The sequence below is a fragment of the Streptosporangium fragile genome, assembly GCF_039534445.1.
Lineage (GTDB): Bacteria > Actinomycetota > Actinomycetes > Streptosporangiales > Streptosporangiaceae > Streptosporangium > Streptosporangium fragile.
In genome coordinates this window covers 185149-209701 of sequence record NZ_BAAAVI010000002.1, presented here as the reverse complement: position 1 = coordinate 209701, position 24553 = coordinate 185149, and the positions used below count along the sequence as shown (strand labels likewise).

Here is a 24553-nt window from a genome sequence, read left to right as displayed (position 1 = left end):
AGGAACCCCATGCCCAACCCCCTTGCCAGATCAGGCCCGCTGACCTGGGGCCAGCGGTGGCACTGGCTCGAACACCAGCTGCCGTACGAGAAGCGGCAACCCCATCAGCCGGCGGCGTACTGCCCGATCCCGGCCGGTCTCACGGTGCAGGACGCGCGGGAGGCCGTCGAGGTGGTCGTCGCCAGGCACGAGGCGCTGCGCTCGACGTTCTCGATGTCACGTCCCGTGCAGTTCGTGGGCGATCCCGGACCGGTGCGGGTCGAGGTCCTCGAACTGGAGGACGCCGTCAGCGAGAGCAGCGTGCACCAGGTCTCGGCGCGTCTGGCACCCCGGGGGTTCGACATCGAGGAGGCGCCGCCGTGGCGGGCCGCCGTGCTCACCAGGGACGGTGTGCCGCAGGAACTCGTGATGATCCTGCATCACCTGCTCGTGGACGGGTGGTCGTGCCGGCTGCTGGCCGAAGAGCTGGCGACGCTTCTGGAGCAGCGAGCCGGCGGGCAGGCGTTCGCGCTGCCCCCGGTCCGCTGGCAGCCGTTGGACCAGGCGCGGAGCGAGAGGAGCCCGCGCGTGCTGGAGGACAGCCGCCGGGCCGTCGACCACTGGCGCGAGTGCATCGCCGAGTCTCCCGTCAACCTCCTCGGACCGTTCAGGGGGGAAGGGGGTGACCCCTCGGTCTGCCATCGGGTCACCGCGTTCTTCACCCAGGCGGCGGCCGACTGCGCCCGGGTGGCCGAGAAGCACGGCGTGAGCGCCGCCAATGTGATCATGACGGCGTTCTCCTGCGCGGTCCTGGAGCGCGCGGGCGCCGAGCAGCTGTTCGTCGACCTGGTGGTGTCCAACCGGTTCTCCGCCGACGCCCGCTCCAGCATCGGGTCGCTGGCCCTGCCCGGCATCGTGCGGGTCGGCGCGCCGCGCGGCGCGTCCTTCGGCGCCGTGCTGGAGCAGACCGCGCGCAACACGCTGCGCGCCTACCGGTTCAGCCACTGCAACCCGTGCGACTTCAAGGCGGTGGAGATCGAGCAGACCACGCTGCGCGGAATGCACCTGCAGAGCACCCTGCTGGTCAACTACCACTCGTACGGCAACGAGCTGCCGCAGCTGCTGACCTCCGAACTGCTCGAACCCGATCGGATCACCGTGGCGAGCATCCCGGCCGGGTTCGCCTTCGAGACCTTGTACGTCGACGTCGTGCCCCGCGCGGAGGGAATCCTCATCGACCTCTACACCGGGGATCGGGCGCTCGGCCCCGCGCAGGCCGAGGAGCTTCTGGACCGCGTGCGGGGGCTGCTGCACGAGGCCGCCCTGGACGGGGACGCCCCGGCCGTGCGACCGGACGCCGCCCCGGCTCCCGGCCCCGGCTGGGTCGCCGTGGACAACGGCTGGGTGAGCCTTCCCGCCACCGAGGCGCTGCTGGCGCGGAACCCGGCCGTCACCCACGTCACCGTGCTGCGGGAGGAGCGCGGGCTGGTCGCCTACGTGGTCCCCGGGCCTTCCGGCACCACCCCGCAGGAGATCCATCGCCACCTGGGCGACCGGCTGGCCGACGACGCCCAGGCGATGACCCCGCACTGGTACGTGCTGTGCGCCGACAGGCCGGACGACCCCGCGGACGGGCGGGCGTGGCGCGACCGCCCGGTGGTCGCCGAGGGCGACGGCCGGGACGCCCCGCCGAGGGGCCCCGCCACCGGGGCGGAGGAGGCGCTCGGACGGGCCTTCCTCACGCTCCACCCCGGCGCCCGGTTCGACCCGAACCTGAGCTTCAGCGCGCTGGGCGGAGAGTTCATGAAGCTCCCGGTGATGCTGGAGGAGCTGCGGCGGCTCGGCTACCAGGGGGTCTCGTTCCACGCTTTCACCTCCTCCTGTTCCCTGGCGCACGTGGCCTCGCAGCTGGAAGGAGTCCGGTGACCCTCGACGGCGAAGCCGCCCGGCAGAACGCGCGGTACGACGCGCTCACCCTGGAGATCATGCGTCGCACCTGCGTGCCGACGTCCAACTGCCTGGACGTCGGGGCCGCGGACGGCGAGATCCTGCGCTCCATGGTGGCGGCCGCGCCCGCCGGGCGGCATTTCGCGATCGAGCCGCTGCCGCGCTGCGCCGCGACGCTGCGCGCCGGCTTCCCCCAGGTGACCGTCTGGGAGGCCGCCGCGTCGGACACCACGGGCCGCGCGGGCTTCGTCCACGTGGTGTCCAACCCCGCCTACAGCGGGCTGCACGAACGGCCGTACCACCGCGAGGACGAGGTGCTGGCCTCCATCGAGGTCATGACGGTCCGGCTGGACGACGTCGTCCCCCCGGACGTCTCCCTCGACTTCGTGAAGATCGACGTCGAGGGCGGCGAGGTCCTCGTGCTGCGCGGGGCGCGGGAGCTGCTGCGGCGTTCCCGGCCCGTGATCGTCTTCGAGCACGGCGGCGACTGGGTCATGCGCCACTACGGGACGACGAGCGCCGAACTGTGGCGGATCCTGGTGGAGGAGCTGGGCTACGGCATCGGCCTGCTCGACGGTTCGGCGCCGCTGTCCTGGATGGCGTTCCAGGAGTCCTTCGTCTCGGAGTACTACTTCGTGGCCGCCGACTGGTGACCGCAGGCGCGCCCTACAGGCGTCCGGGGACGATCAGGGCCACCGCGCGGGTGCCGATCCTGAAGGAGGCGGCGGGGCGGAGGGCGCCCAGCGGGACCTTGCGCCCGCGTGCGGCCAGCGCGATCACGGCGTCGGCGGGGAGGACGGCGGCCAGCGAACGGACCATGCCGGGGACCCCGTCGGCGCCGTGCGGCCCCAGCCAGGCCGTCTGCTCCCCGTAGGGCACGTCGGTCACCACGATGTCGGGCGGCCGTTCCCCGATGACCGCCCTCAGTTCGCCCGGGTCGAGGACGTCGGCCCGGTGGACGCGGTGGGGCACGTCGCCGCCCTCGCCGGCCAGTTCCCGCCCGATCCGCCCGGCCGCCTCCGCCGCCGCGGCGTAGGACGGCTTGTCGAAGCGTTCGGCCCGCTCGCGAAGGTCGGCCGCCCGTTCGCTCAGCCCGGCCCGGGTCAGCAGGGCCAGATTGCGGGCGGCGATGCGCGTGGCGTCCTCGCCGATGTCGGAGGCCAGAACCGCCGCGATCCGGCTCCGGTGCAGGATGGCGAGAACGGTCAGCAGATAGCCGCTGCCGCAGCACGGATCCCACAGCACGACGGGCCGGTCCTCCCGGGCGTTCCCGCGCAGGGCGAGGGCGCGCTGGAACATCTCGCCGGCGAGCCGCACGGGGAAGGCGGGGAACCCGGGCGCGGAGTGCAGCACCATGCCGCTGGCCAGGTCCTGGTAGTCGGCGCGGGTGGTCTCGTGAAGGTACGCCATCAGGGGCCGACCCTATCCCACTCCCCGCCCGGACAGGGCCGCCGCCAGTCCCGCGAGGTCCGCGGCGACGTGCCTGACCTCCCGCCGCAGGTGCTCGGGCAGGGCTTCCGGCACCGGCCTGAGGGCGCGATGGACCTCGGCGACGTCCGGGCGCACCCCCGCGGGCACCCGCCAGCCGTCGCCCGGCAGGATGAACGCGACCGGGCAGCCGAGCGAGCGTGCCGGGATCACATCGTGGTCGACCCTGTTCCCGACCACGAGGACCCCCGCGGGTTCCCAGCCGAGCCGGGAGCACGCGAAGGAGAGCAGCGCGGGATCCGGTTTGGCCCGGCCGACCAGCGAGTCCAGCGCGACCAGGGAGAACAGGCGCGTGAGATCCATCCGGTCGAGCGCCCGCAGGCACTCCCGCGGCTGGTTGGCCACCACGCAGACGGCGTGGTGTTCCGCCAGTTCGCGCACCGCCTCGACCGCGCCGGGGATGGGCTGGACGAGATCGGCCCACCGGTCGCGCACCCGCAGCCAGGCGCGGTGCGCGAGCGGCCGGCGGAAGACCCCGGTATCCCGGTTGCGGTGGAAGGACAGCAGGTCGGCTCGGAGGTCCTCCAGCGTGAACGAACGGTCGCGCTCCCGGGCCAGGTCGAACACCTCCTGGACCCACGCCACCTCGAAAGGCTCGTCGTAGTAGATGACGCCGCCCACGTCCAGGGCCAGCCGCATCGTCACCCCGCCTTGTCCGGCACGGCGGACGCCCGCCCGGCACCGTGCGGTCCGGCCGGCGCCGAGGACGCGGCCTTCCCCGCCTCCTCCGCGCCGGCCGTACGGCTGCCGGAGAGGGGACGGACGGGGAACAGGGCGCGGTAGGCGTCCGTGGCCCGGAACACCGGTTCGTGGTGGTACGACGTCCACTCGACCGGCACGGTGCTCCGCCCCGGGCGGACCACCTCTCCGGTGATGCGGTAGTCCGGGTGCAGCCCGTCGCCGCTGAGGACGGCCCGCCACTCCAGGTCGATCGTGTCACCCGCCTCGACCGGGATCCCCTCGGCGGAGAGGGGCGCGATGACCGGCAGCCAGCTGGTGGTCTGCCGGAGGCTGTCGACGTGGTCGCCGCCGGGGCGGCACTGGAGCCTGATCCACAGCACGAAGGCGTGCACCGGGCCGGTCTCCGTGACCGTGAGCCGCGCCCGGGTGCCGTCGCCGAGGCCGAGGTCCCCGTTGAAGTCGAGGGTCTCCACGGCCGCCTCGGAGGAGACGATCAACGACTCGACCGGGCCCGCGAGGCAGACGCGCACGTCGAACGGGTGACCCACGGCCTCGAAGATCTTCTCCACGTAACGCAGTGTGGTCCGGTGGAAGGCGAGCCCCTCGGGGAACGCCCCGTCGAGCCGCACCGCCGCGACCATGGTGGTGCACCGGGCCGGGATGCACGTGCCGGCCGGGGTCAGGAAACGCTCCCGGGCGTCCGCGAGAACGGTCGCCGCCCCCTCCGAGCTGCCGATGGTCCCGATGACCTCCGAGACGCAGACCTCGACCCTCTCGGGGAGCTCGACTCCCGCCGACGTACCGCCGAGCACCGTGATCCGGTCCGCCAGCCCCGCCTCGCCGACGCTCTTCCTCGCCTTCTCCAGCGGGACCGGGAGCTCCTCGACGGCGTACACGTGGCGGGCCCCGGCGCGAGCCGCGGCGAGGGCCCAGAGCGCGTCCTTGCCCGTGCCGACGTCCGCGACGAGCGCGCCGCCGGCCAGGCGGCCGATCGCGTCGTGGAACGCGTCGTTGCGGACGGTGTCGTTCCCCATGAACCGGTAGAGCACGTCGTCGTAGACGGGGTACTCCCCGACCGACGGCCACAGCCGGAACTCGCCGGGCCCCCGGGACAGCGTGGCCACCGGGACCACCGTGCCCCTGACCTTGATCTCGTCGACTTCCACGGTCCCTCCGTCTTCATCCGTTCCGGGAACGCTCGTCCCGGGTGACGCCCCGTCCAGGTCCCGCGTCGCCGGGCTGAAGATCCAGACCAGCAGGAGCAGGGCGTAGAGCACACCGGTGCCGATGGCCGTGGCCCGCACGGACAGGAACTGCAGTGCCAGTCCGACGGCGAACATCCCGAAAGGCACCGCGGCCAGGGTCACGGCGCCGAGCAGGCCGAAGACCCTGGCCCGTATCGCGTCCGGTGCCCGTTCCTGCACCAGGACGTTCACGATGAGGCTGATCGGCGCCGCCGCCACCCCGCACACGAACACCGCCGTGAGCAGCAGGGCCTGCCCCGGCAGCGCGGCGACCACGCCGAAGGCCAGACCGGTGCCGGCGAGCGAGCCGACGAACCAGGCGCGTCGCCGGCCGGGGCGTGACAGGAACCCGAACAGCACGCTGCCGCCCAGCCCGCCGCACGCGAACAGGGTGAGGACCAGGCCCAGCCCTTCGGGTGAGCCCACCACCACCATGTGGGCGGGCAGCAGGACCCCGGTGAACGGGGCCAGCACCATGGCCTCCACCGCGCCGATCACCCCCATCGCGCGCAGGGCCGGCTCCCGCACCAGATAGCGCAGCCCGTCCAGGGCGTCGCTCAGGTAACCCGACGTCGCGGCGGACGGGACGCCCGTCCGGGGCACTCCCCGGATCGCCGCGAGCAGCAGCGCGGCCAGCGTGAACGCGACCGCGGTCAGCGTGACCGCGCCCGACGCCCCCCACGCCGCCGTGCCCCAGCCCGCCAGGGCCGGCCCCGCCAGCATGGCCGCGTGCAGGATGCCCTCCCGGACCCCGTTGAGCCGCTCCAGGGTGACCCCGGTGCTCCGGCAGAGATCGGCGACGAACGCCTCGTTCGCCGCGCCGCCCGGCCCGTCGAAGATCGCACCGAGCACGCCGATGACGACGAACCAGCCGAAGGTGAGCGAGGCGATCCCGTCGACCACCGGGACCAGCGCCATGGCCGCCCCGTTGCCCAGCGCGGCGAGGACGACCACCCGCTGCCGGCCCACCCGGTCGGCGACCACCCCGCCCACCAGCGAACTGGCCAGCAGGACGCACGCGCCGATGCCGCCGATGACGCCCGCGTCCGCGGCGCTGCCCGTCTCGGACAGCACCAGCCACGGCACCGCCACCGTGGCGACCATGTCGCCGAGCACGTAGAGCGTGAAGCCGCCGAAGAACAGGCCGAGCGGCACCCGTGCCCGGGTCACGGCTCCCACGCGCGGATCACCAGCACCGCGTTGTGCCCGCCGAACCCGAAGGAGTTGCTCATCACCGTGCGCACGGACGCGGGCCGCTGCCGGCCCGGGACGTAGTCCAGATCGGGATCCTCCGGGTTCTCGCAGTTGACCGTGGGCGGCACGACCCCCTCGCGGATGGCCTGGACCGAGGCGATCAGCTCGGCCGCGCCGGCGGCTCCGATCATGTGCCCGGTGACCGCCTTGATGGAGCTGATCGGGATCTCCGTCGCCCGTTCGCCGAACACCGTGCGGATGGCCTGGCTCTCGGTCCGGTCGTTCAGGACGGTGCCGGTGCCGTGCGCGTTGACGTAGTCGACGTCCTCCGGCCCGAGGCCGGCGTCCTCCAGGGCCAGCCGCATCGCCGACACCGCGCCCAGCCCTTCGGGATGCGGCGCGGTGAGGTGGAACGCGTCGGTGGTCGCGGCGTATCCGGCCACCTCGGCGAGGATGGGCGCGTCGCGTGCGAGCGCGTGCCCGGCCTCCTCCAGCACCACCACCGCGGCGCCCATGCTCATGACGAACCCGTCACGGTCGCGGTCGAACGGCCGGCAGGCCCGCTCGGGCTCGTCGTTGCGGCGCGACAGCGCCCGGGCGTTCCCGGCGGCGGCCAGGTCGAGCCGGGTGACCGAGTCGTCGGCGCCGCCCGCGATGACCACGTCGGCACGGCCGCTCCTGATCCACAGCGCGGCCTCGCCGATGCTCATGGTGCCCGTCGCGCAGGCCGCGCTGACCGATCCCGAGGGGCCGCCCGCCCGGAAGCGCAGGGCGACCTCGGCCGACGGGCTGTCCACCGCGATCGCGGCGGAGACGTACGGCGGAACGCCGCGCGGCCCGCGTCTCTCCAGCTCCAGGGTCACCCAGTGCTGCATCCGGCTGCTGCCGTACCCGGAGCTGACCATCACCCCCAGCCGGGGGTCGGCGTCGCCGTCCCCGGTCGGGAGCTTGGCGTCGTCGACCGCCTGGATCGCGGCGGCCAGGCCGAACTGGGCGAACCGGTCCAGCCTGCGGCTCACCTTGTGCGGCATGTACGGGGCGGGGTCGAAATCGCGGACCTCTCCGGCGATCCTGGTGCTCAGGTCGGAGACGTCGAAGGACTCCACCCGGGCGATGCCGCTGCGCCCCTCCCGGACCGCGGACCAGAACGTCTCCACGTCGAGCCCGACCGGAGAGATCACCCCGCATCCGGTGACGACGACCCGCCGGGAGTGCCGCATCGACTCGCTTCTCTCCATGGAAACTCCGAATCTTCCGGGGGCTCGCTCACGCGGCCCCTGGCCCCGGCAGATGCTCCGCCACGACCTTGGAGATCAGCAGCGGCTCCGCCCGGCGCCTGCCGTGGCACATCACGTAGTTGGCCATCACGCCGTGGCCGCCGAAGGGCCGGTTGCCGTTCTCCACGTCCATGAGCGTGGCGTTCACCGCGACCTGGTGCCGTTCGCGCAGCAGGTCCAGCAGTCCGGGATCGCCGCCGTACACCATGGCGCCCATGGCGCGCTCGGTGAAGAACGGCGAGCGGATGTGGTGGAGGAGCTGCTCAGGCTCGTCGTAGCCGACCGTGTGGAAGATGGGCGCGAAGAACTCGGTGATCGGCAGTTGCCGGGCCCAGTCGCGCACGAGCACGGTGGGCTCCACCCGGCGGATCCGGAAGTCGATCGTGCCGCCGTGCACGATGTGCTCCCGATGACGGTGCAGGTACGCCGCCGCCTCCTCGACCGCGGTGCCGTACCACAGGCGGCCGTAGTCGGCCTCCGGGTCCCGGTTGTCGCCGAAGCGCGCCTCCCGGAGCGCCCTGGTCAGCCCGTCCAGGAACCGGTCGCGCACCGCGCCGTGGACGAACAGCACGTCCGGCCCGAAGCAGTCCTGCCCGGAGTTGAGGAGCCGCACCCGCAGCGCGTCCGCGACCGCCTTCTCCACGTCGGCCTCGGCCCCGACGATGAACGGGTTGATGCCCTGCCCGAAGAACACGAAGAGCTGCTCGTCCCGGAGCCCCGCCCTGACCTGCTCCGCGTTGGAGTACGCGCCGGTGAACACCACCACCTCGGCGGCGGCCACCGGGCCGTCGAGGAACTCCCGCTGGCTGAGCGGGACGACCTCGATCGGCAGCCGGTGGACCGGGGCCAGGATCTCGTGCAGGCGGCGCGACTGCCCGGCCACCACCGTGGCGGGCCGGGCCGTCAACGCGTCGGTGTAGAGCGCGGGGACCAGCAGATAGAGCACGTAGGAGTAGAGAAGCACGTTCGACGGCATGAAGACCGCCATCCGCGTCACCCGGCGCGGGCCGTAGGTGAGGATCTCCTCCACGGCACCCTCCAGCGTCGCGCACGAGGACTCAATCTCCTCCACGGCGGCGCGGTGCACGGAGATCTCGGTGAGGACGTCCAGGACGTCCGCCGGTTCCGACCGCAGGAACTCCAGCACGTCGCGCAGCGCCTGGACCCGCTGCTCCAGCGGGACGGCGGCGGCCGGCGCGGCCCGGGCCGTCCGGCCCGTCCGGCCCGCCATGTCCTCCGCGGCCATCGCCCGCAGGCGGGTCATGTCGGGTTTGCCGTTCCGGTTGACCGGGATCCGGTCGACCACCATGACATGGTTGGGGTGCTCGTAGGAGGGCAGCAGCGCCGTGATCTCCGTGCGCCAGTACCGGGGGTCCCCTCCCGCGGGGTCCGCGACGACGAAGACCAGCAGGCTGCCCCGCCGCTCGTCCTCCAGGGGGACCACGACGACCGGCCGCCCGCAGGCCGAGGCCCTGCGTTCCAGCGCCTCCGGGTAGATGGTGTGGCCGAGCCGGTGGACGGCGAACTTGCGGCCCACCACGTAGAGGTTGCCGTCCGCGTCCAGGTATCCCAGGTCGTTCGTGCGGAACGCGCCCGCCCGGACCTCGCCGTCCGGGCCCAGGTACCGCTCCATCAGCGCGGGCGACTGCACCACGATCTCACCGGTCTTGCCGGTCGCGACCGGCTTGCCGTCGTCGTCGACGATCTGCAGCTCGACGCCGTCCAGCGGCCGGCCGCAGCCCGCCGGGTTGTCGAGCGTGGCCAGCGCGATGTTGCCCGCCTCCGTACTGCCGTAGCCGTCCAGCAGGGGCAGGCCGAACTCCTTGCTGAACCGGTCGGCGAGCGAGGGGGCGAGAGGGGCTCCCCCGACGCACCACATGCGCACCGTGTCGAGTCCGGCGAGCAGCTCCGGATGGCGTTCGGAGAGGTTGAGGATGGTGTGGTAGGTCGAGGGCGCCGCGTCGACGACCGTCGCGCCCGCCCGGGCCGCCAGCCGCAGCCCCAGGTCGATCCGGCCGTGCCCGGTGACGACCAGCGAGCAGCCCACCGTCCACCAGGCCAGCAGCACCGAGAATCCGTACTGGTGGGAGAAGGGCAGCAGCGGGACCATGACGTCGCTCTCCCGGTACCCCATCCGTTCGCAGGTCTGCTCCGTGTTGACCATCAGGGACCGGCCGGAGCGCACCACCCCCTTGGACAGCCCGGTGGAGCCCGAGGACCAGGCGATGAGGGCGTCGTCGCGCCCGCTCCACGCGGTGAGGGACAGGGGCCCGCCGGCGGGGGACGGGGCCCCCGCGGAACCCGGCAGCCCGGCCACGTCGACCACACGTACCGGCAGCCCGGACGGGAGCGCCGCGGAGCCGTCCACGAGAGCCCAGCGCGCCTCGGACACCCCGGCCAGCCGCTCGATCTCGCCCGGCGTCTGACGCGGGTCCACCAGCACGATGGACACGTCCAGGTGGATCAGCGCCAGCAGGGCCGACACGAACTCCGGGGAGTTCGCCGCGATCAGCAGGACGCGGTCACCGGCCGCCATGCCGCGCCCGGCGAGCTCCGCGGCGGCGGCGACGGCCTCCCGCCCGATCTGCTCGGCGGGCGTGACCGAGTCATCGGAAACCAGCGTTCCCGGCACCGCAGATTACCTCCCACAGCAGCTCGCCGAATTGCGTCCCAAGCCACAGCACTTTCCGGCGGCCGACGCCGGTCTGTCAATCCCGGGTGCCGCGGAGAACTCTGCTATAAACGGCCGGAAAAGTGCGGGCCCCGGGGCGGTCCGCGAACTCCATAACGACGGCGCGACCGCCGGCGGCGTTCGGTGTCCCGCCAGCGGGACACCGAACGGATTCCCGGCCGCCGTCACGCACAGTAAAGTGCCGCGCAACCTCTTACATAAACCGCGCCATTCATCAGCAAGGGAGGGGTTGAAATGGGAGTTCTCAACCGCCGGCGCACCGCACTCGTCACCGGCGGCGCCGGGTTCGTGGGCTCACACCTGTGCGAGCGCCTGCTGGCCCGCGGCTGGCGCGTCGTGTGCCTCGACAACCTTTCGACGGGATCGGCCCGGAACATCGAACACCTGACGGTGGTCCCGGAGTTCCGCTTCGTCGAGGCCGACGTGACCGAACCGCTGGAGCTCGGCGAGCGGACCGACCTGGTCTTCCACCTGGCCTCCCCCGCCTCTCCCCGCGACTACCTGCGGCTTCCGCTGGAAACGCTGCGCGCGGGATCGCTGGGCACCGAGCACGCGCTGCGCCTGGCCACCGCGTGCGACGCCCGGCTGGTGCTCGCCTCCACCTCCGAGGTCTACGGCGACCCGGAGGTCCACCCGCAGCCGGAAAGCTACCCGGGCCGGGTCAACCCGGTCGGTCCCAGGTCGGTGTACGACGAGGCCAAGCGCTACGCCGAGGCGATCACCGCCGCCTACCGGCGCGAGTTCGGTACCCGCACGGCGATCGCCCGGATCTTCAACACCTACGGCCCGCGGATGCGGGCCGACGACGGGCGGCTGGTCCCGACGTTCATCACCCAGGCGCTGCGGGACAGGCCGTTCACGGTGAACGGGAACGGCACCCAGACCCGGTCGCTCTGCTACGTCGACGACACCGCCGACGGGCTGATCGCGCTGGCGCTGAGCGACGCCCACGGACCGGTGAACCTCGGCAACCCCGACGAGAGGTCGGTGCTGGAGATCGCCGAGCTGATCGCCGCCCTGGCCGGCGTGGACCTGCGCGTCGACTTCAGGCCGGAGCTGCAGGACGACCCGCGGCAGCGCTGTCCCGACGTCCGGACGGCCCGCGGCCTGTTGCGCTGGGAGCCGGTCGTGTCCGTCGAGGAGGGCCTGGGCCGCACCCTGGAGTGGTTCCGGGAGGAGGCGTCGGCGGGCGCGCGCGACGTCTCCGTTCCGGTGGGCGGGCGTCCGGCGGGACGATGACGCCGCGCGGAGCCGTCCGGATCACGGCCCCCACCCGCCCGGCCTGATCAGACGGGCCGTCGCTTCACAAGTCGCCGAAGCCGGGGTTGTGCGATCGCCGAAATGAACGTAAAAATGCCGGGCAATGCCCGGGCCATTTTTCCCGGGATCCGTACGTCCAACGCCGGGATTTATTAGGTGATACCTCAGATCGAAGTTTCCGACGACCTCGTCCGCACGCTGCACGGCATCGCCGGCATCAATCCCGACCGGCCGGCTCTGACATTCGTCGATTATGGCGCCAGCCGTGACGGCGTCGCCATTACGCTGAGCTACGGTGAGCTGGATCGGCGGGTCCGCGCCCTCGCCGTGCGGCTCACGGGAGAATTCGACGCGGGCTCTCCGGCCGCCATTCTGTGCCCCCACGGCCCCGACTATGTCGTCGCGTTCCTCGGATGCCTTTACGCGGGTCTCGTGGCGGTCCCGGTCTTCCCGCCCGACCAGTTCCGGGGGAATCTCGGGCTGACCGCGATCCTGGCGGACTGCCGGCCCCGGTGCCTGCTCACGACCACCGCGGCCAAGGGGGACGTGGCGGCCCTCCCGGTGCCGGGCGCCCCGCCCCTGGTGGTCGTCGACGAGGAGCAGGACGACGCCGGCCGCTGGGCGGCACCCGATCTCGAGGCCCAGCCGCTGGCCTACCTCCAGTACACCTCCGGCTCCACCCGTGCCCCCTCCGGCGTCCGCATCACGCATCGGAACCTGATGACCGCCGTCGCCCAGATGCGGGAGCGCTGGGAGTACACCCAGGACAACGTCGGGGTGTCGTGGCTGCCCTACTTCCACGACATGGGGCTGGTGTCGGGGATCGCACTGCCGCTCGGCTCGGGCGGTCACGCGGTGCATCTGACACCGTACGCCTTCATCCAGCGCCCCTACCGCTGGCTGCGGCTCATCTCGGAATACCGGGCCGACTGGTCGGCCGCTCCCAACTTCGCCCTCGACCTGTGCGTCCGCCGGGTGACCGAGGAGCAGAAGAAACGGCTCGACCTCAGCAATCTCGGCGTGCTGTGCAACGGCGCCGAACCGATCCGCCTGTCCAGCCTGGAGGCGTTCTCCGCGGCGTTCTCCGGCACCGGTTTCACCCACCGCGCGCACGCCAGCGGGTACGGGCTGGCGGAGGCGACGCTGACCCTCACCGCCTCGACCGGCCAGGTGGTCCTGGGCACCTTCGACCGGGCGGCGCTCGGTGTCGGGCGGGTCCGGCCCTGCGCCGAGGACGATCCGATGGCCTGGCGCATCGTCTCGAGCGGCACCCCGCTGTCCGGGGTGGAGGTGCGCGTCGTCGATCCGGTGACCCGCGCGGCGGCGCCGCCCGGGGCGACCGGCGAGATCTGGGCGCGGGGCCCGAACATCGGCGACGGCTATTGGGACCGGCCCGGGCGGACCGCCGAGGTCTTCGGCGGCCGCCTGGCCGGCGCGGACGGGCGCTGGCTGCGCACCGGGGACGTGGGCTTCCTGCACGAGGGAGAGCTCTACGTCACCGGACGGATCAAGGATCTGATCATCGTGGACGGCCGCAACCACTACGCGGCGGACCTGGAGGTCACCGTCGAACGGGCGGATCCGGAGATGCGGCCCCGCAACGTCGCGGCGTTCGGCGTCGACGGCGAGGGCGAGGGCGGTGAACGGCTGGTGGTCCTGGCGGAGCTGCGCCACGACGTCATCGCCGCCCCCGACCGGCACGAGCGCTTCCTGCGGGCGGCCCGCCGGGCCCTCGCGACGCACCACGGGGTGGAGCCGCACGACCTCGTCCTGGTCCCCCCGGGCGCGCTGCCCCGTACCACCAGCGGGAAGGTCCGGCGGGGAACGTGCCGCGAGCGCTACCTGGACGGCGCATTCTCCCGCCCCGAGGACCTCTGATGACCGCGGTCGACGAGGGTGAACTGCGCCGGTGGCTGACCGCGGAGATCGCCGCACGGCTGCGGACGGACGGGCATCGCATCGATCCGCACCGCCCGCTGGAGGAGTACGGCCTGCAGTCGCGTGACGCGGTCGAGCTCTCCGGAATGCTGGAGGACCTGCTCGACCGGCCGCTCGACCCCACCCTGGTCTTCCGCTATCCGACCGTCGCCGCCATCGCCGGGTTCCTGGCCCGCCCGGAGGACGTCACGGACGAGGCGCCCGGTCCGGGCGCGGTCCGGACCGCGCCCCGGGAGCGGATCGCGGTCGTGGGGCTGGGCTGCCGCTTCCCCGGCGGCGCCGACACGCCCGGGGCGTTCTGGGATCTGCTCGCCGCGGGCCGGGACGGCCTCGGGGAGCTGCCCGCGGGCCGCTGGCAGCCCGACCCGTCGTTCCCGGTGCCCACCGGGGGCGGTTTCCTCCGCGACGTGGCGGGCTTCGACGCCGGGCTCTTCCAGGTCGCACCGCACGAGGCCGCCGCCATGGACCCCCAGCAGCGTCTCCTGCTGGAGGTGGCCTGGGAGGCGCTGGAGCACGCGGGCATCCCGCCGCGGTCGCTGGAGGGCACCGCGACCGGCGTCTTCGTCGGGGCGTCCACCCTCGACTACGCCTATCTGAGCATGGCCGACCCCGGTGCCGTCGAGGCGTGGTCGGGCACCGGCTCCTCGCTCGGGGTCATCGCCAACCGGTTGTCGTACCTCCTGGGGCTGGAAGGGCCGAGCATGGTGGTGGACACCGCGTGCTCGGCCTCCCTGGTGGCCGTCCACCTCGCCGCCGGAAGCCTGCGGTCCGGGGAGTGCCGCCTGGCCGTCGCGGGCGGGGTCAACCTGATGCTGCACCCCGGGGTGACGGCCACCTTCGCGAGCGCCGGGCTGCTGGCCCCCGACGGCCGGTGCAAGACCTTCGACGCGGCGGCCGACGGCTTCGTACGCGGCGAGGGCTGCGGTGTGGTCGTGCTCAAGCGCCTGTCGGACGCGCTCGCCGACGGTGACCGGGTCCTGGCCGTGATCCTGGGCAGCGCGGTCAACCAGGACGGCCGGTCCAACGGCCTGATGGCGCCCAACCCGCGGTCCCAGGTCAACCTGCTCCGCCGCGCGTACGCCGACGCGGGCGTCGACCCGGCGTCGATCGGGTACGTGGAGGCGCACGGCACCGGCACCGAGCTGGGCGACCCCATCGAGGCCGGTGCGCTCGGCGAGGTCATGTCCGCGCGGGACGAGACGGCCGGCCCCCTCCTGATCGGCTCGGTGAAGACCAACCTGGGCCACTTGGAGGCCGCGGCGGGCATCGCGGGCCTGATCAAGACGGTACTGGCCCTGCACCGGGCGGAGGTCCCGCCCTCGCTGCACTACACCACGCCGAGCCCGCACATCCCGTTCGACGAGCTGCGGCTGCGGGTGGCCGCCGGGCGCACGCCCTGGCCGGACACCGGCGGGCGCCCGCGCCGGGCGGGCGTCAGCGCCTTCGGCTTCGCCGGGACCAACGCGCACGTCGTCGTGGAGCAGGCCCCCGACGCCGGGCCCGTGCGGAGCCCCGGAGCGGAGCCGGGACTGTCCGTCTTCGCGCTCTCCGGCGGGTCGGAGGCGGCGGTACGGGCGGCGGCGGAGCGGCTGGCGGGCTGGCTCGGCGAGGTCGGCGACGAGGTCCCGCTCGCCGATGTCGGGTACACGCTGGCGCGGCGCCGGTCCCACGAGCAGGTCCGGCTGGCGGTCGTCGCCGGGAACCGGGCGGAGCTGGTCGAGGCGCTGACCGGCGCCCCGGAGATCGGGACGGCCCGGAGCGGGCTGCGCGCGCCGGTCTGGGTGTTCTCCGGTCAGGGCTCCCAGTGGCCGGGGATGGCCCGCGAACCGCTGGCGGGCGAACCGGCCTTCCGCGCCGTGCTCGACGAGCTGGAACCCGTGGTCCGGGCCGAGTCGGGCTTCTCCCTGACCGAGCTTCTGGAAAGCGCCGAAGAGGGCGCCGTGACCGGGATCGACGTCGTGCAGCCCGCGCTGTTCGCCGTGCAGTTGGGGCTCGCGGCCGTGTGGCGTGACCACGGGATCCACCCCGGTGCGGTGATCGGCCACTCCATGGGCGAGCTGGCCGCGGCGGTGGTGGCGGGCGCGCTGTCCCCCGCCGACGGGGCCCGGGTGGTCTGCCGGCGGTCGCGGCTGCTGGCGAGCGTGGCGGGACGGGGCTCGATGGCCGCGGTGGAGGCCGGCGAGGCCCGGGTGACCGCGCTCGTCGACGAGGCGGGGCTCGCCGACGCGGTCACCGTGGCCGTCGTCGCCGGGCCCGACACCACCGTCGTGTCGGGGGAGACCGGGGCGGTCCGGCGGTTGCTGGCCCGGCTGGAGGACCGGGACGTCGAGGCGCGTGAGGTCCACGTCGACGTGGCCTCGCACTCGCCCCGGATGGACCCCCTGCTCGGTCCCCTCGTCGAGCAGCTCGGCGACCTCTCCCCCGGCCGTCCGGAGATCGCGTTCTACTCCACCGTGTCGGACGACCCCCGTGCGGAGGCGGCGTTCGACGGCGGCTACTGGGCCGCCAACCTCCGCAGGCCCGTGCGGCTCGCCGACGCGGTCCGCGCGGCCGCGGCGGCCGGTCACGAGATCTTCATCGAGGTCAGCCCGCACCCGGTGCTCACCCGCTCGGTCGCGGGCACCCTCCGGGCCGCCGGAACCAAGGATCCGCTGGTGCTGCCGACCGCCGACCGCCGGCTCGGCCTGCGGCGGACGCTGCTCACCGGTCTGGCCGCGCTGCACCGGGCGGGTGTGCCCGTCGGCTGGGAGCGGGTCTTCCCCGCCGGTGAGCTGGCCGACGTCCCGACCATCTCGTGGGACCGGCGCCCGTACTGGGTCGAGGCCCCCTCGCCGGCGCCGGCCGCGCCCGCCGCCAGGTCCCGCGCCGACTGGTTCTACCGGCTGTCGTGGCGGCCTGAGCCCGTCCCGGCGAGCACCGGTACCCGGCCCGGACGCTGGCTGCTGCTGGCCGACCGGGCCGGGGTCGCCGACGCCCTGCACCGTCAGCTGACCGCGGCGGGCAGGGAGGCGGCGGTCGTCCGGGCGGACCGGCTCGGGCCGCTCGACGACGTCGGCACCGTCGTGTACTGCGGCGCGCTCGACGCCGACGGCCACGCGGGCGCCGACCCCGGGCAGGCCCGGCGGCTGACCGCCGAGGTGTCCGGGCTGGTGCGGGCTCTCGCCGCGGCCCCGCGGCGGCCCGCGCTGTGGCTGGTGACCCGCTTCGCCCAGGCCGTGGGCGGGGAGCCCCGGATCAATCCGGCTCAGGCCGCGCTCTGGGGGCTCGGGCGGTGCCTGGCCGTCGAGCGTCCCGAGCTGTGGGGCGGGCTCGTCGACCTCGACGACGCCGATCCCGTCACCGCGGCGGCGCTGGTGCTGACGGAGGCGGGGTCCGCCGCGGAGCAGCAGGTCGCGCATCGCGACGGGGTCCGCCACGAGGCCCGGCTGCGGCGGGCCGGGACGCCGGCCCGCGGCGGTGTCCCGTTCGCCCCGGACGGCAGTCACCTGGTGGTGGGGGGCACCGGCCGGGTCGGCCCCCACCTGCTGGAGCACCTGGCCGGCCGGGGAGTCCGCCATCTGGTCGTCGTGTCCCGGCGGGGCCTGCGGGGCGCGGCCGCGGAACGCGCCGCCGTCCTGTGCGAGCGGGGCGTCACGGTGACCGACGTCACGGCCGACGTCGCCGACGAGCGGGAGATGGCGGACCTGTTCGACCGCTTCGGCACCGAGCTTCCGCCGCTCCGGGGCGTCTACCAGGCGGCGTTCGAGGAGAGCCTGGCCTCTCTCGGGGAGCTGGACGACGCCGGGATCGCCGCGATGTTCCGCGCCAAGGTGACCGGTACCGCCCTGCTGGACAGGCTCACCGCGGGACACGGGGTGAACACCTTCCTGTGCGTCTCCTCGACGACCGCGCTGCTGGGTTCCCGGATGCTCGCCCACTACGCGGCCGCCAACTGTTTCGCCGAGGGTGTCGCGCACGCCAGGACGGCGCGCGGGCTGCCCGCCGGGATCGTGAGCTGGGGCCCCTGGCGCGACGGGCACGGTGACAGCCCGCATCGGGAGATCATCGAGCTGTCCGGGATGCGGCTGATGCCCGCCGAGCCGGCGATCACCGCCCTGGACCACGTGCTCGACGGCGAGGCCGCCTCGCTCGTCGTGGCCGACGTGGACTGGCCGCTCCTGCGCGAGGCGTACTCCGCGCGCACCACGCTGCCGATCACGGCCGGCCTGGCGCCGGGAACCGCCGCACCGCCCGCGCCTCCCACAGCGCCCGCGCCGTCCCCGCCCGCCGGCCCCTCGGCGGGGAACGCCGGCGGCCGCCGCGACCGGGTGGCCGAGGAGGTCAGCGCGGTCCTGGCCGGCGTCCTCAAACTGTCCGGGCCCGGCGCGCTGGACCGGGAGCGGAGTTTCTACGATCTCGGCCTCGACTCGCTCATGGCCGTCGTGGTCCGCAAGCGGATCGCCAAGCGCATCGGCTGCGAGCTCGGCCCCAAGGCCGTCCTCCAGCACCCGAGCGTGTCGGCGCTGACCGACCACGTGCTGCAGGTGCTCGACCAGACCACCGCGAACGAATCCTGACGAAAGAGAGACCAGCCATGGCGCACACCCGGCAGGAGATCCACGCCGAACTCGCCACGATCATCCAGGACGTCACCGGCATCAGCGCGGCCGAGGTCACGCCGGACAAGACGTTCATCGACGACCTGGACATCGACTCGCTGTCCATGGTGGAGATCGGCGTCGCGCTCCAGGACACCCTCGGGGTGGAGATCCCGGACGACGACCTGATCAAGATCAAGACCGTCGGGGACTTCCTCGACCACGTGGAGCGGCTGCAGACCGCGTCCTGAACCCCCGCCCGCCGCCGCCCGCGCACGGGCCGTCCTCCCCGGGGGCGGCCGGCGGTCCGGCCCGCCTCACACGGTGATGACGACCTTGCCCCGCGCGTGCCCCTCCCCCACGTGGCGGACGGCGTCCGGGGCCTGGTCCAGCGGGTACGTCCTGCCGACGACCGGCGTGACCTGGCCGGCCTCGATCAGCTCCGCCACCGTGCGCAGGTCCCGCTCGCGCTGCATCGACATCAGCATGCGCAACCGGTGACGCACGAACGGCGAGAGCAGCGTCGCCCGGAGCTGGCGGTCGTTGCCGCCGAACCACCGCCCGCCCTCCTCACCGCCCATGATGACGAGGGTCCCGCGGGGGGTGAGGACCCGCCGCAGCCGGGACAGGCGGCGGTTGCCCGCGATGTCGAGGATGAGGTCGTAGCGGTGCGGCCGGTCGGTGAAGTCCTCGCGCGTGTAGTCGACGACGTGGTCGGCGCCGATCGAGCGGACCAGATCCGCCTTGTCCGGGCCGCAGACGCCGGTGACCTCCGCGCCGAACGCCTTGGCCAGCTGTACCGCGAACGTCCCCACCCCGCCGCCGGCCCCGGTGATCAGTACCTTCTGCCCCGGCTGGACCGCTCCCGCGTCGCGGAGGCCCTGCAGGGCCGTCTGCGCGGACACCGGCACGGCCGCCGCCTGCTCGAAGGTGAGGGCGGCGGGCTTGGGCGCGAGCCTGTCCTGCCGGGCGCGGGCGTACTCGGCGAAGGCGCCCTCGCAGGTGCCGAACACCTCGTCCCCCGGCCGGAAGCGGGTGACGTTCCGCCCGACCGCCTCCACCAGCCCCGCCACGTCCATGCCCCGCACCCGGCTCCTGGGCGCGCGCAGCCCGAAGCCGAGACGCAGCAGGTACGGCAGGCCCGTCACCAGGTGCACGACGCCCGCGTCGACGCCGGCCGCGCGCACCCGGACGAGCACGTCGTCGTCCCCGACCGCCGGCGGGTCGATGTCCCTGAGCTCCAGCACGTCGGCCGGGCCGTACCTGTCCTGAACGATCGCCTTCACGGGATCTCCTCTTCACTGCCGGGGTACTGGAACACCTCGTCGAGCGGGACCCCGAACACCCGCGCGATCTGGAAGGCCATCTCCAGGGACGGCGAGTAGCGGCCCTGCTCGATGGCGATGAGGGTCTGGCGGGTCACACCGATGCGGTTCGCCAGCTCCGCCTGGGTCATCTCCCCGTGGGCGAAGCGGAGGGCCCGGATCGAGTTGGTGACCCTGGTGGGCTTCACCATGGCCAGAAGCCCCGGCGGTAGGCGACGATCTTCGCGACGGACCCGAGGATCGCGGACAGGACGAACGCCAGGTAGAGCACGTTGGCGATCCAGAACTGGTCCGTCTCGGCCATCGCCAGGAGGATGGCGGCGACGCCGCCGACGACGACGAACGACTGGCCGATGTGCTCGCCGAACCGGTTGATCTCCCGGTCGCGCTGGTCCTTCTTGCCGGCGTCCTCGGGCGCGAGGGCGGCGGCCACGACGCGGAGCACGATCGCGGCGACGATCGCACCGCCGATGGTCCACAGCATCACCGGCACGTAGGGCACCTCGGCGAGCGGGGTGGATCCCGCCCGCCCGAGGAGGAGTGCGAGGTACGTCACATAGGCGACAGCCGAGACCACTGCCATGATCCACGCCTGCTTCTCTTCGAACGGCATGCCACGAATGTAAAGCAGAGACGACATCGTGTCTAGTTTTCTTTACATCGGGCCGCGTGGGGCGGAAGCGGCGGCCCGGCCCCGACGGTCCCGGCCGCTCCGCGGGGCCGGGAAAGCAGTGACGCCCGGGTCTCGGATGTGAGACCCGGGCGTCACCCGTTTCCGGCGTTCCCGGTCACCGCCGTGCCGGGCGGCCCGCGACCCCGCGGGCCGGCGGGCCTGACGGTCTACTCGACGGTCACCACCGCCTTGGCCGGCACGGTCGTCCCGGCCACCCGGCCGGTGACGGTGAAGGTGCCCGGGGCGGCGTACCGGGAGGGGTCGACGGCGTCCCAGGCCACGGTCACGGAACTGTCCTTGGAGCCGTCGTTGTAGGTGGCCACGACGGTGGGGGGCAGCGACGGGGCGATCCCGGCGCGGGTCGTCACCGGCTCCTCGGCGACGGAGGTGATGGTCACGGCGGCGCTCGCCCGGACGTGGACGGTCGCCCGCACCGGGTCGCGCAGCCCCTCGGCGAGACCGGCGACGGTGAAGCTGGTGCCGCCGGTCGCCACCTGGTCGGGGGTGACCGGCTGCCAGGTGACCTTCGCCCGGCCGCGTACGCCGTCGGAGTAGAGCGTCTCGACGGTGCCGGGGAGCGTGGGCAGCGTGCCGGCCGGGGTGGGCACGTGCACGGGGCGCGTCGCGTCCGGCGGGACGGCGTACACCTTCCACTCCAGCAGCCCGACCGAGGCCTGGCCGGACTGGAGCCGGACCCGCAGCCGCGAGGTGGTCACCATGTCGAAGGAGACGGTGTTGTACGCGTCGACGGCGACGGGGTACCCGGTGGCTCCGGTGACGTCCTCGAAGGAGTCGCCGTCCCAGTACTGGATCGTGTACGAGGCGGGGACCCGCACGCCGCCGCCGTCGTCGAAGAAGTAGACGTCGGCCTTGTCGACCCGTACGGGGGCCGGCCAGTCGAGCTGGACCCACTGGGTGCCCTGCTGCGGCCAGGTGCCCCAGCGCGGGTTGGCGGCGTCGTTGGAGCGCGGCGGGTCGATGCCGTCGTTGACCGCGGTGACCTTCTCCCAGGGGGAGGTGTAGGAGGCGGTCGGGGTCGCGTACGTGGCCACGTTGACCCGGTCGCTCGGCGCGCCGACGGTGACGGTGACCGTGGCGGAGCCGGACAGCGCGCCGTCGGAGGCGGTGAGCCGCAGCGTGTACGTCCCCGCCTCGGTGAACGTGACGGTCGTGCCGGCCGCTCCGGCGGGGTCGGTGAAGAACGCCTCGCCGGGACCGTCCACGAGACTCCAGGCGGCCGTCAGCTCGGCGGCGGGCAGCCCGTCGTCCTTGACCACCGCCGTCAGGCGGGCCTGGGCGGGCCTGTTGAAGGTCTGGTCCGGTACGGCGAGCACGTAGGGGGCGCGGTTGACCGCCGCCGGGGCCTCCGACCCGGTGGCGTGGACCTGGATCTCCTTCAGGCCGGTGGCGTGGCCGGAGCGATGGGTGACCAGGACGCGCAGCTTCCCGGTGGTGATCGAGGGGAAGCGCACGTGGTTGAGGTTGGCCCGGGGGTAGGCCGGTTCCCTGACCTGGCCGGGCACGCTCTTCCAGGTCTCGCCGTCGAGGTACTGGAGGGTGTAGAGCGCGGGCTCGCTGTGGCCGCCCACGGCGCGGTCGTTGACGAAGTACAGCCGTACGTCGTCGACCGGCCGCGGCGACCCCAGGTCCACCTCCAGCCAGTCCTGCGGTTTGCCGGAGCCCTTGCTGCTCCAGTGCGGCTCGTTGACGGTGAAGCCGTCGACGGCCCCGGTGGCGTCGCCGTGGGAGGCGGTGGCGCCCGTGACGAGGTTCGGGGCGGGGGACCGCAGGTCGACGCCCGCCTTCTGGAAGAGGTCCTCGATCCGGGCCCCCTCCAGGGCCACCTGGGTGGGGGCCTTCAGCGCGGCGCGTTCGGCGTGCACCACCGTCCCGCCCTCGACCTCGCCGGTCGCCGGGTCCCACACGGCGTGCGCCAGGCCGCTCAGGGTGACCTTCCGCTTACCGTCGACGAAGATCGAGTACCCCTCGGGGACGCCCGCGTAGTGGGTCGTCCCGTCGCCCGGCCGGTCCCAGACGATGGTCAGGTCGACGTTGCGGTACTTCAGGTTGTTGACGGTGAAGTGGTCCCAGCCGATGTCCACGGGCCAGAGCTCGACCTTCGCGTCGGACCGCGGCCGCAGGCCCATGACGTCCTCGATGATCGTCCAGTTGCTGCTGCCCAGGATGGTGTGGTGGATCCAGGAGCGGTAGCCGATGCTCTTGGTGGCCGGGTTCCAGTTGGCCCAGAACTCGTTGGCGTCGGGGTAGCGGACGTCGCCGCCGACGAACTGCGCCCAGGCGTTCCAGTAGAGCATCTGCTTGTACATCTGCGGGGTGATGTACGGCGAGGCGTACTCACGCAACGCCCTGCCGAACAGGGTGAAGTGCCGGGTGGAGTTGAGCTGGGAGAAGTTGTTGCTCCCCGGCTTGCCCTGGGCCGCGGCCTCGGCCTTGTCCTTCTGGTTGGCGGTGAAGGTGGGGAAGATCGGGTACTCGGCCGGGTCGGCCCACAGGCGCAGCGCCTCGCGGTACTTCGGGTCGTCGGTGGGCACCAGTCCCACGTTGAACGGGAAGTAGTTGTTGCTCTCCTTCCACGGGATCAGGTTGCCGGTCTGCAGGTCGCGGTGCTTGAAGACCTTGGCCTCGTCGTCCCAGAGCAGGTCCAGAATGGCGTTCCTCACCTTGTCGGCGACGCCGCGCATCTCGGCGGCCTTGGCCTTCTCCCCGATCAGCTCGTAGGCCTGCGCGGCGGCCTGGGCGTTGGCGTAGACGTAGGCGCCCTCGGCCCGCTCGTTGGCCCGGTCGTAGTAGTGGAAGGAGACCGCGTCGGCGTCGTTGCCGGTCATGGCCTCCCAGTCGTACTCGATGATGCCGTTGTCGTTGGAGTCGTAGGCGTCGAGCTGCCCGTACACGTCCTTCTCGGCGTACCGGGCGAGGTTGCGGAGGACGCCGGGCTGCCCGCCGTGCATCTGGTAGCTCTCCAGCGCCGCGGCCGAGATGTACTGGGTGTAGCTGTTGCTCCAGTTCTCCGGGTCGCCGGGGTTGTCGGTGTACTTGGAGTTGCGCGAGACCTCGCCCGCCGAGACCCACGGCCCGTAGGAGTAGATCGGGTCGCGCAGGTATTTCAGGTCCTGCACGAACATGGGCACGGTCAGCACGATCGCGTTGTTGTAGCCGAGCGCGCCCTCGACGGAGGTCGGGAACTGGAAGTCGTTGCCGGGGATGTCCGCGTCGAGGTAGTTGAAGCGCATCAGCCACCAGCGGTAGTAGACGAACTTCTTGATGTTCTCGTCCGGCACGTCGATGTAGGGCAGGTTCTCGGCCCACCAGGCGTTGTAGTCCTGCAGGTGCCGCCGGAGCGCCTTCTCCGGCGAACGGCCCTTGTACCCGTCGTACTCCTTGCGTGAGCCGGGCAGTTCCTCGGTGACGAAGCCCATCTGCACCTTGGTGTGCGCGGTGGCGCCGGGGGCGATGCTCAGCGTCCCGGTCAGCTTGCCGCCGCCGGCCTTCAGCCCGTCGCCGCTGAGCCTGGGGAAGATCGTGGTGAGCCGGTTCTTCGCGGTCACGACGCCGGTCAGCTCGCGGTCGCCGTCCGCCGACGTCGCGTACGGCGACTCCACGGTGACCGGCACGTCCCGCTCCGCGGCGCCGGTGTTGGTGATCGCCAGCGTGGTGACGGCGACGTTCTCATGGGTGATGAACTTCTTGACCGTGACGGCCAGGCCGTCGCCGGTGTACTCGCCCTTCCAGTGGCTGGGCATCTGCAGCCGCCCGGTCACGTCCTCGCGCAGCCCGGTGCCGAGGGAGACGGTGTAGGCGTGGCGGTTGTCGATGCTCTCCCAGTAGGCGACCTTGCCGCCGAAGCCGATGACGGCCGGGTCGTGCTCCTTCATGAACAGGGCCCGGCCGCGCGTCATCAGCCACGGCCCCGCCGGGTCGTCACCCGGACGGGTGAGGATCCGGTCGATCCAGTAGGAGTCGCCGCCCTTCTCCTTCTTGTAGATCTCCCGCAGCATGTGCCGGGGATCGTAGGCGGTGGGCTCGGCGGGGACCGGGTCGCCGCCGGTGAAGGACGGCCAGCCGAGCTGGTCGGGGGCGGCGAGGGCGGGCGGCCCCGCGGCGAGGGCGGGCGGCCCCGCGGCGAGGGCGGGCGGTGCGGACGCGAGCAGGCCGCTCACGAGCCCCAAGGCCGATAGTGCGGACAGGAATCCACGCACATGTTCCTCCTGGTGGGTCGGGGGTGTCCCCGGGGGGGTGTCGCGGCGGGCCGGTGGGCCC

Annotated in this window: 15 protein-coding genes; 6 read left to right on the top strand and 9 right to left on the bottom strand. The window is 73.1% G+C overall.

The genetic code is table 11. The features are described from left to right. The first annotated feature begins 9 nt into the window (after window positions 1–9). Window positions 10–1905 carry a condensation domain-containing protein gene (locus ABD841_RS02640; RefSeq protein WP_344967403.1) on the top strand — a complete coding sequence of 632 codons (1896 nt, stop codon included), beginning with the start codon at window positions 10–12 and terminating at the stop codon, window positions 1903–1905. Beyond that, window positions 1902–2579, top strand: a complete 678-nt coding sequence (locus ABD841_RS02635) for an FkbM family methyltransferase (RefSeq protein ID WP_344967401.1) — start codon at window positions 1902–1904, stop codon at window positions 2577–2579. The genes ABD841_RS02640 and ABD841_RS02635 overlap by 4 nt, the downstream gene beginning before the upstream one ends. Before the next feature lie 13 nt (window positions 2580–2592). Here the strand turns inward: ABD841_RS02635 and ABD841_RS02630 are convergent, their stop codons facing one another. From ABD841_RS02630 to ABD841_RS02610, 5 genes are read right to left on the bottom strand one after another with little or no spacing between them, the layout of a single operon-like run. Further along, window positions 2593–3336 (bottom strand): rRNA methyltransferase, encoded by a 744-nt coding sequence (locus tag ABD841_RS02630; RefSeq protein ID WP_344967399.1) that lies wholly within the window; start codon window positions 3334–3336, stop codon window positions 2593–2595. Window positions 3337–3348: 12 nt separating this feature from the next. Then, a complete protein-coding gene (locus ABD841_RS02625) occupies window positions 3349–4053 on the bottom strand; it encodes an HAD family hydrolase (RefSeq protein ID WP_344967484.1) in 705 nt (234 codons plus the stop codon). A 2-nt stretch (window positions 4054–4055) separates the two neighbouring features. Beyond that, window positions 4056–6518: an MFS transporter gene (locus tag ABD841_RS02620; protein WP_344967397.1), complete on the bottom strand. Its 2463-nt coding sequence runs from the start codon at window positions 6516–6518 to the stop codon at window positions 4056–4058. Further along, the gene (fabF, locus tag ABD841_RS02615; RefSeq protein ID WP_344967395.1) at window positions 6506–7771 is read right to left on the bottom strand and encodes a beta-ketoacyl-ACP synthase II; all 1266 of its coding nucleotides are present in this window, start codon (window positions 7769–7771) and stop codon (window positions 6506–6508) included. The genes ABD841_RS02620 and fabF overlap by 13 nt, the downstream gene beginning before the upstream one ends. 28 nt (window positions 7772–7799) lie before the next feature. After that, a complete protein-coding gene (locus tag ABD841_RS02610; protein ID WP_344967392.1) occupies window positions 7800–10442 on the bottom strand; it encodes an aldehyde dehydrogenase family protein in 2643 nt (880 codons plus the stop codon). Between the two features lie 294 nt (window positions 10443–10736). Between ABD841_RS02610 and ABD841_RS02605 the strand changes: the two genes are divergently transcribed. The 4 genes from ABD841_RS02605 (at window position 10737) to ABD841_RS02590 (ending at window position 18528) form a co-directional block, all read left to right on the top strand. Continuing rightward, window positions 10737–11741, top strand: a complete 1005-nt coding sequence (locus ABD841_RS02605; protein WP_344967390.1) for a UDP-glucuronic acid decarboxylase family protein — start codon at window positions 10737–10739, stop codon at window positions 11739–11741. Between the two features lie 177 nt (window positions 11742–11918). Continuing rightward, complete coding sequence (locus ABD841_RS02600) at window positions 11919–13640, top strand: fatty acyl-AMP ligase (protein ID WP_344967388.1); 1722 nt, start codon at window positions 11919–11921, stop codon at window positions 13638–13640. After that, window positions 13640–18256: an acyltransferase domain-containing protein gene (locus ABD841_RS02595; protein ID WP_344967386.1), complete on the top strand. Its 4617-nt coding sequence runs from the start codon at window positions 13640–13642 to the stop codon at window positions 18254–18256. Before ABD841_RS02600 ends, ABD841_RS02595 begins: the two co-directional genes overlap by 1 nt. Before the next feature lie 17 nt (window positions 18257–18273). Next, complete coding sequence (locus ABD841_RS02590) at window positions 18274–18528, top strand: acyl carrier protein (RefSeq protein ID WP_344967384.1); 255 nt, start codon at window positions 18274–18276, stop codon at window positions 18526–18528. 66 nt (window positions 18529–18594) lie between these two features. Here the strand turns inward: ABD841_RS02590 and ABD841_RS02585 are convergent, their stop codons facing one another. The 4 genes from ABD841_RS02585 to ABD841_RS02570 form a co-directional block, all read right to left on the bottom strand. Then, on the bottom strand, window positions 18595–19563 hold the full coding sequence (locus ABD841_RS02585; protein ID WP_344967382.1) for an NAD(P)-dependent alcohol dehydrogenase: 969 nt from the start codon (window positions 19561–19563) through the stop codon (window positions 18595–18597). Continuing rightward, window positions 19560–19793: a helix-turn-helix transcriptional regulator gene (locus ABD841_RS02580; protein ID WP_344967380.1), complete on the bottom strand. Its 234-nt coding sequence runs from the start codon at window positions 19791–19793 to the stop codon at window positions 19560–19562. The genes ABD841_RS02585 and ABD841_RS02580 overlap by 4 nt, the downstream gene beginning before the upstream one ends. Further along, window positions 19787–20215: a hypothetical protein gene (locus tag ABD841_RS02575; RefSeq protein WP_344967378.1), complete on the bottom strand. Its 429-nt coding sequence runs from the start codon at window positions 20213–20215 to the stop codon at window positions 19787–19789. Before ABD841_RS02575 ends, ABD841_RS02580 begins: the two co-directional genes overlap by 7 nt. A gap of 227 nt (window positions 20216–20442) precedes the next feature. Next, window positions 20443–24453 carry a discoidin domain-containing protein gene (locus ABD841_RS02570; RefSeq protein ID WP_344967482.1) on the bottom strand — a complete coding sequence of 1337 codons (4011 nt, stop codon included), beginning with the start codon at window positions 24451–24453 and terminating at the stop codon, window positions 20443–20445. Window positions 24454–24553: the final 100 nt, after the last annotated feature.

Coding starts and splice junctions, on each gene's coding strand:
- ABD841_RS02640 (WP_344967403.1), top strand. CDS start 10: ATGCCCAACCCCCTTGCCAGATCAGGCCCGCTGACCTGGGGCCAGCGG.
- ABD841_RS02630 (WP_344967399.1), bottom strand. CDS start 3,336: ATGGCGTACCTTCACGAGACCACCCGCGCCGACTACCAGGACCTGGCC.
- ABD841_RS02625 (WP_344967484.1), bottom strand. CDS start 4,053: ATGCGGCTGGCCCTGGACGTGGGCGGCGTCATCTACTACGACGAGCCT.
- fabF (WP_344967395.1), bottom strand. CDS start 7,771: ATGGAGAGAAGCGAGTCGATGCGGCACTCCCGGCGGGTCGTCGTCACC.
- ABD841_RS02605 (WP_344967390.1), top strand. CDS start 10,737: ATGGGAGTTCTCAACCGCCGGCGCACCGCACTCGTCACCGGCGGCGCC.
- ABD841_RS02595 (WP_344967386.1), top strand. CDS start 13,640: ATGACCGCGGTCGACGAGGGTGAACTGCGCCGGTGGCTGACCGCGGAG.
- ABD841_RS02590 (WP_344967384.1), top strand. CDS start 18,274: ATGGCGCACACCCGGCAGGAGATCCACGCCGAACTCGCCACGATCATC.
- ABD841_RS02580 (WP_344967380.1), bottom strand. CDS start 19,793: ATGGTGAAGCCCACCAGGGTCACCAACTCGATCCGGGCCCTCCGCTTC.
- ABD841_RS02575 (WP_344967378.1), bottom strand. CDS start 20,215: ATGCCGTTCGAAGAGAAGCAGGCGTGGATCATGGCAGTGGTCTCGGCT.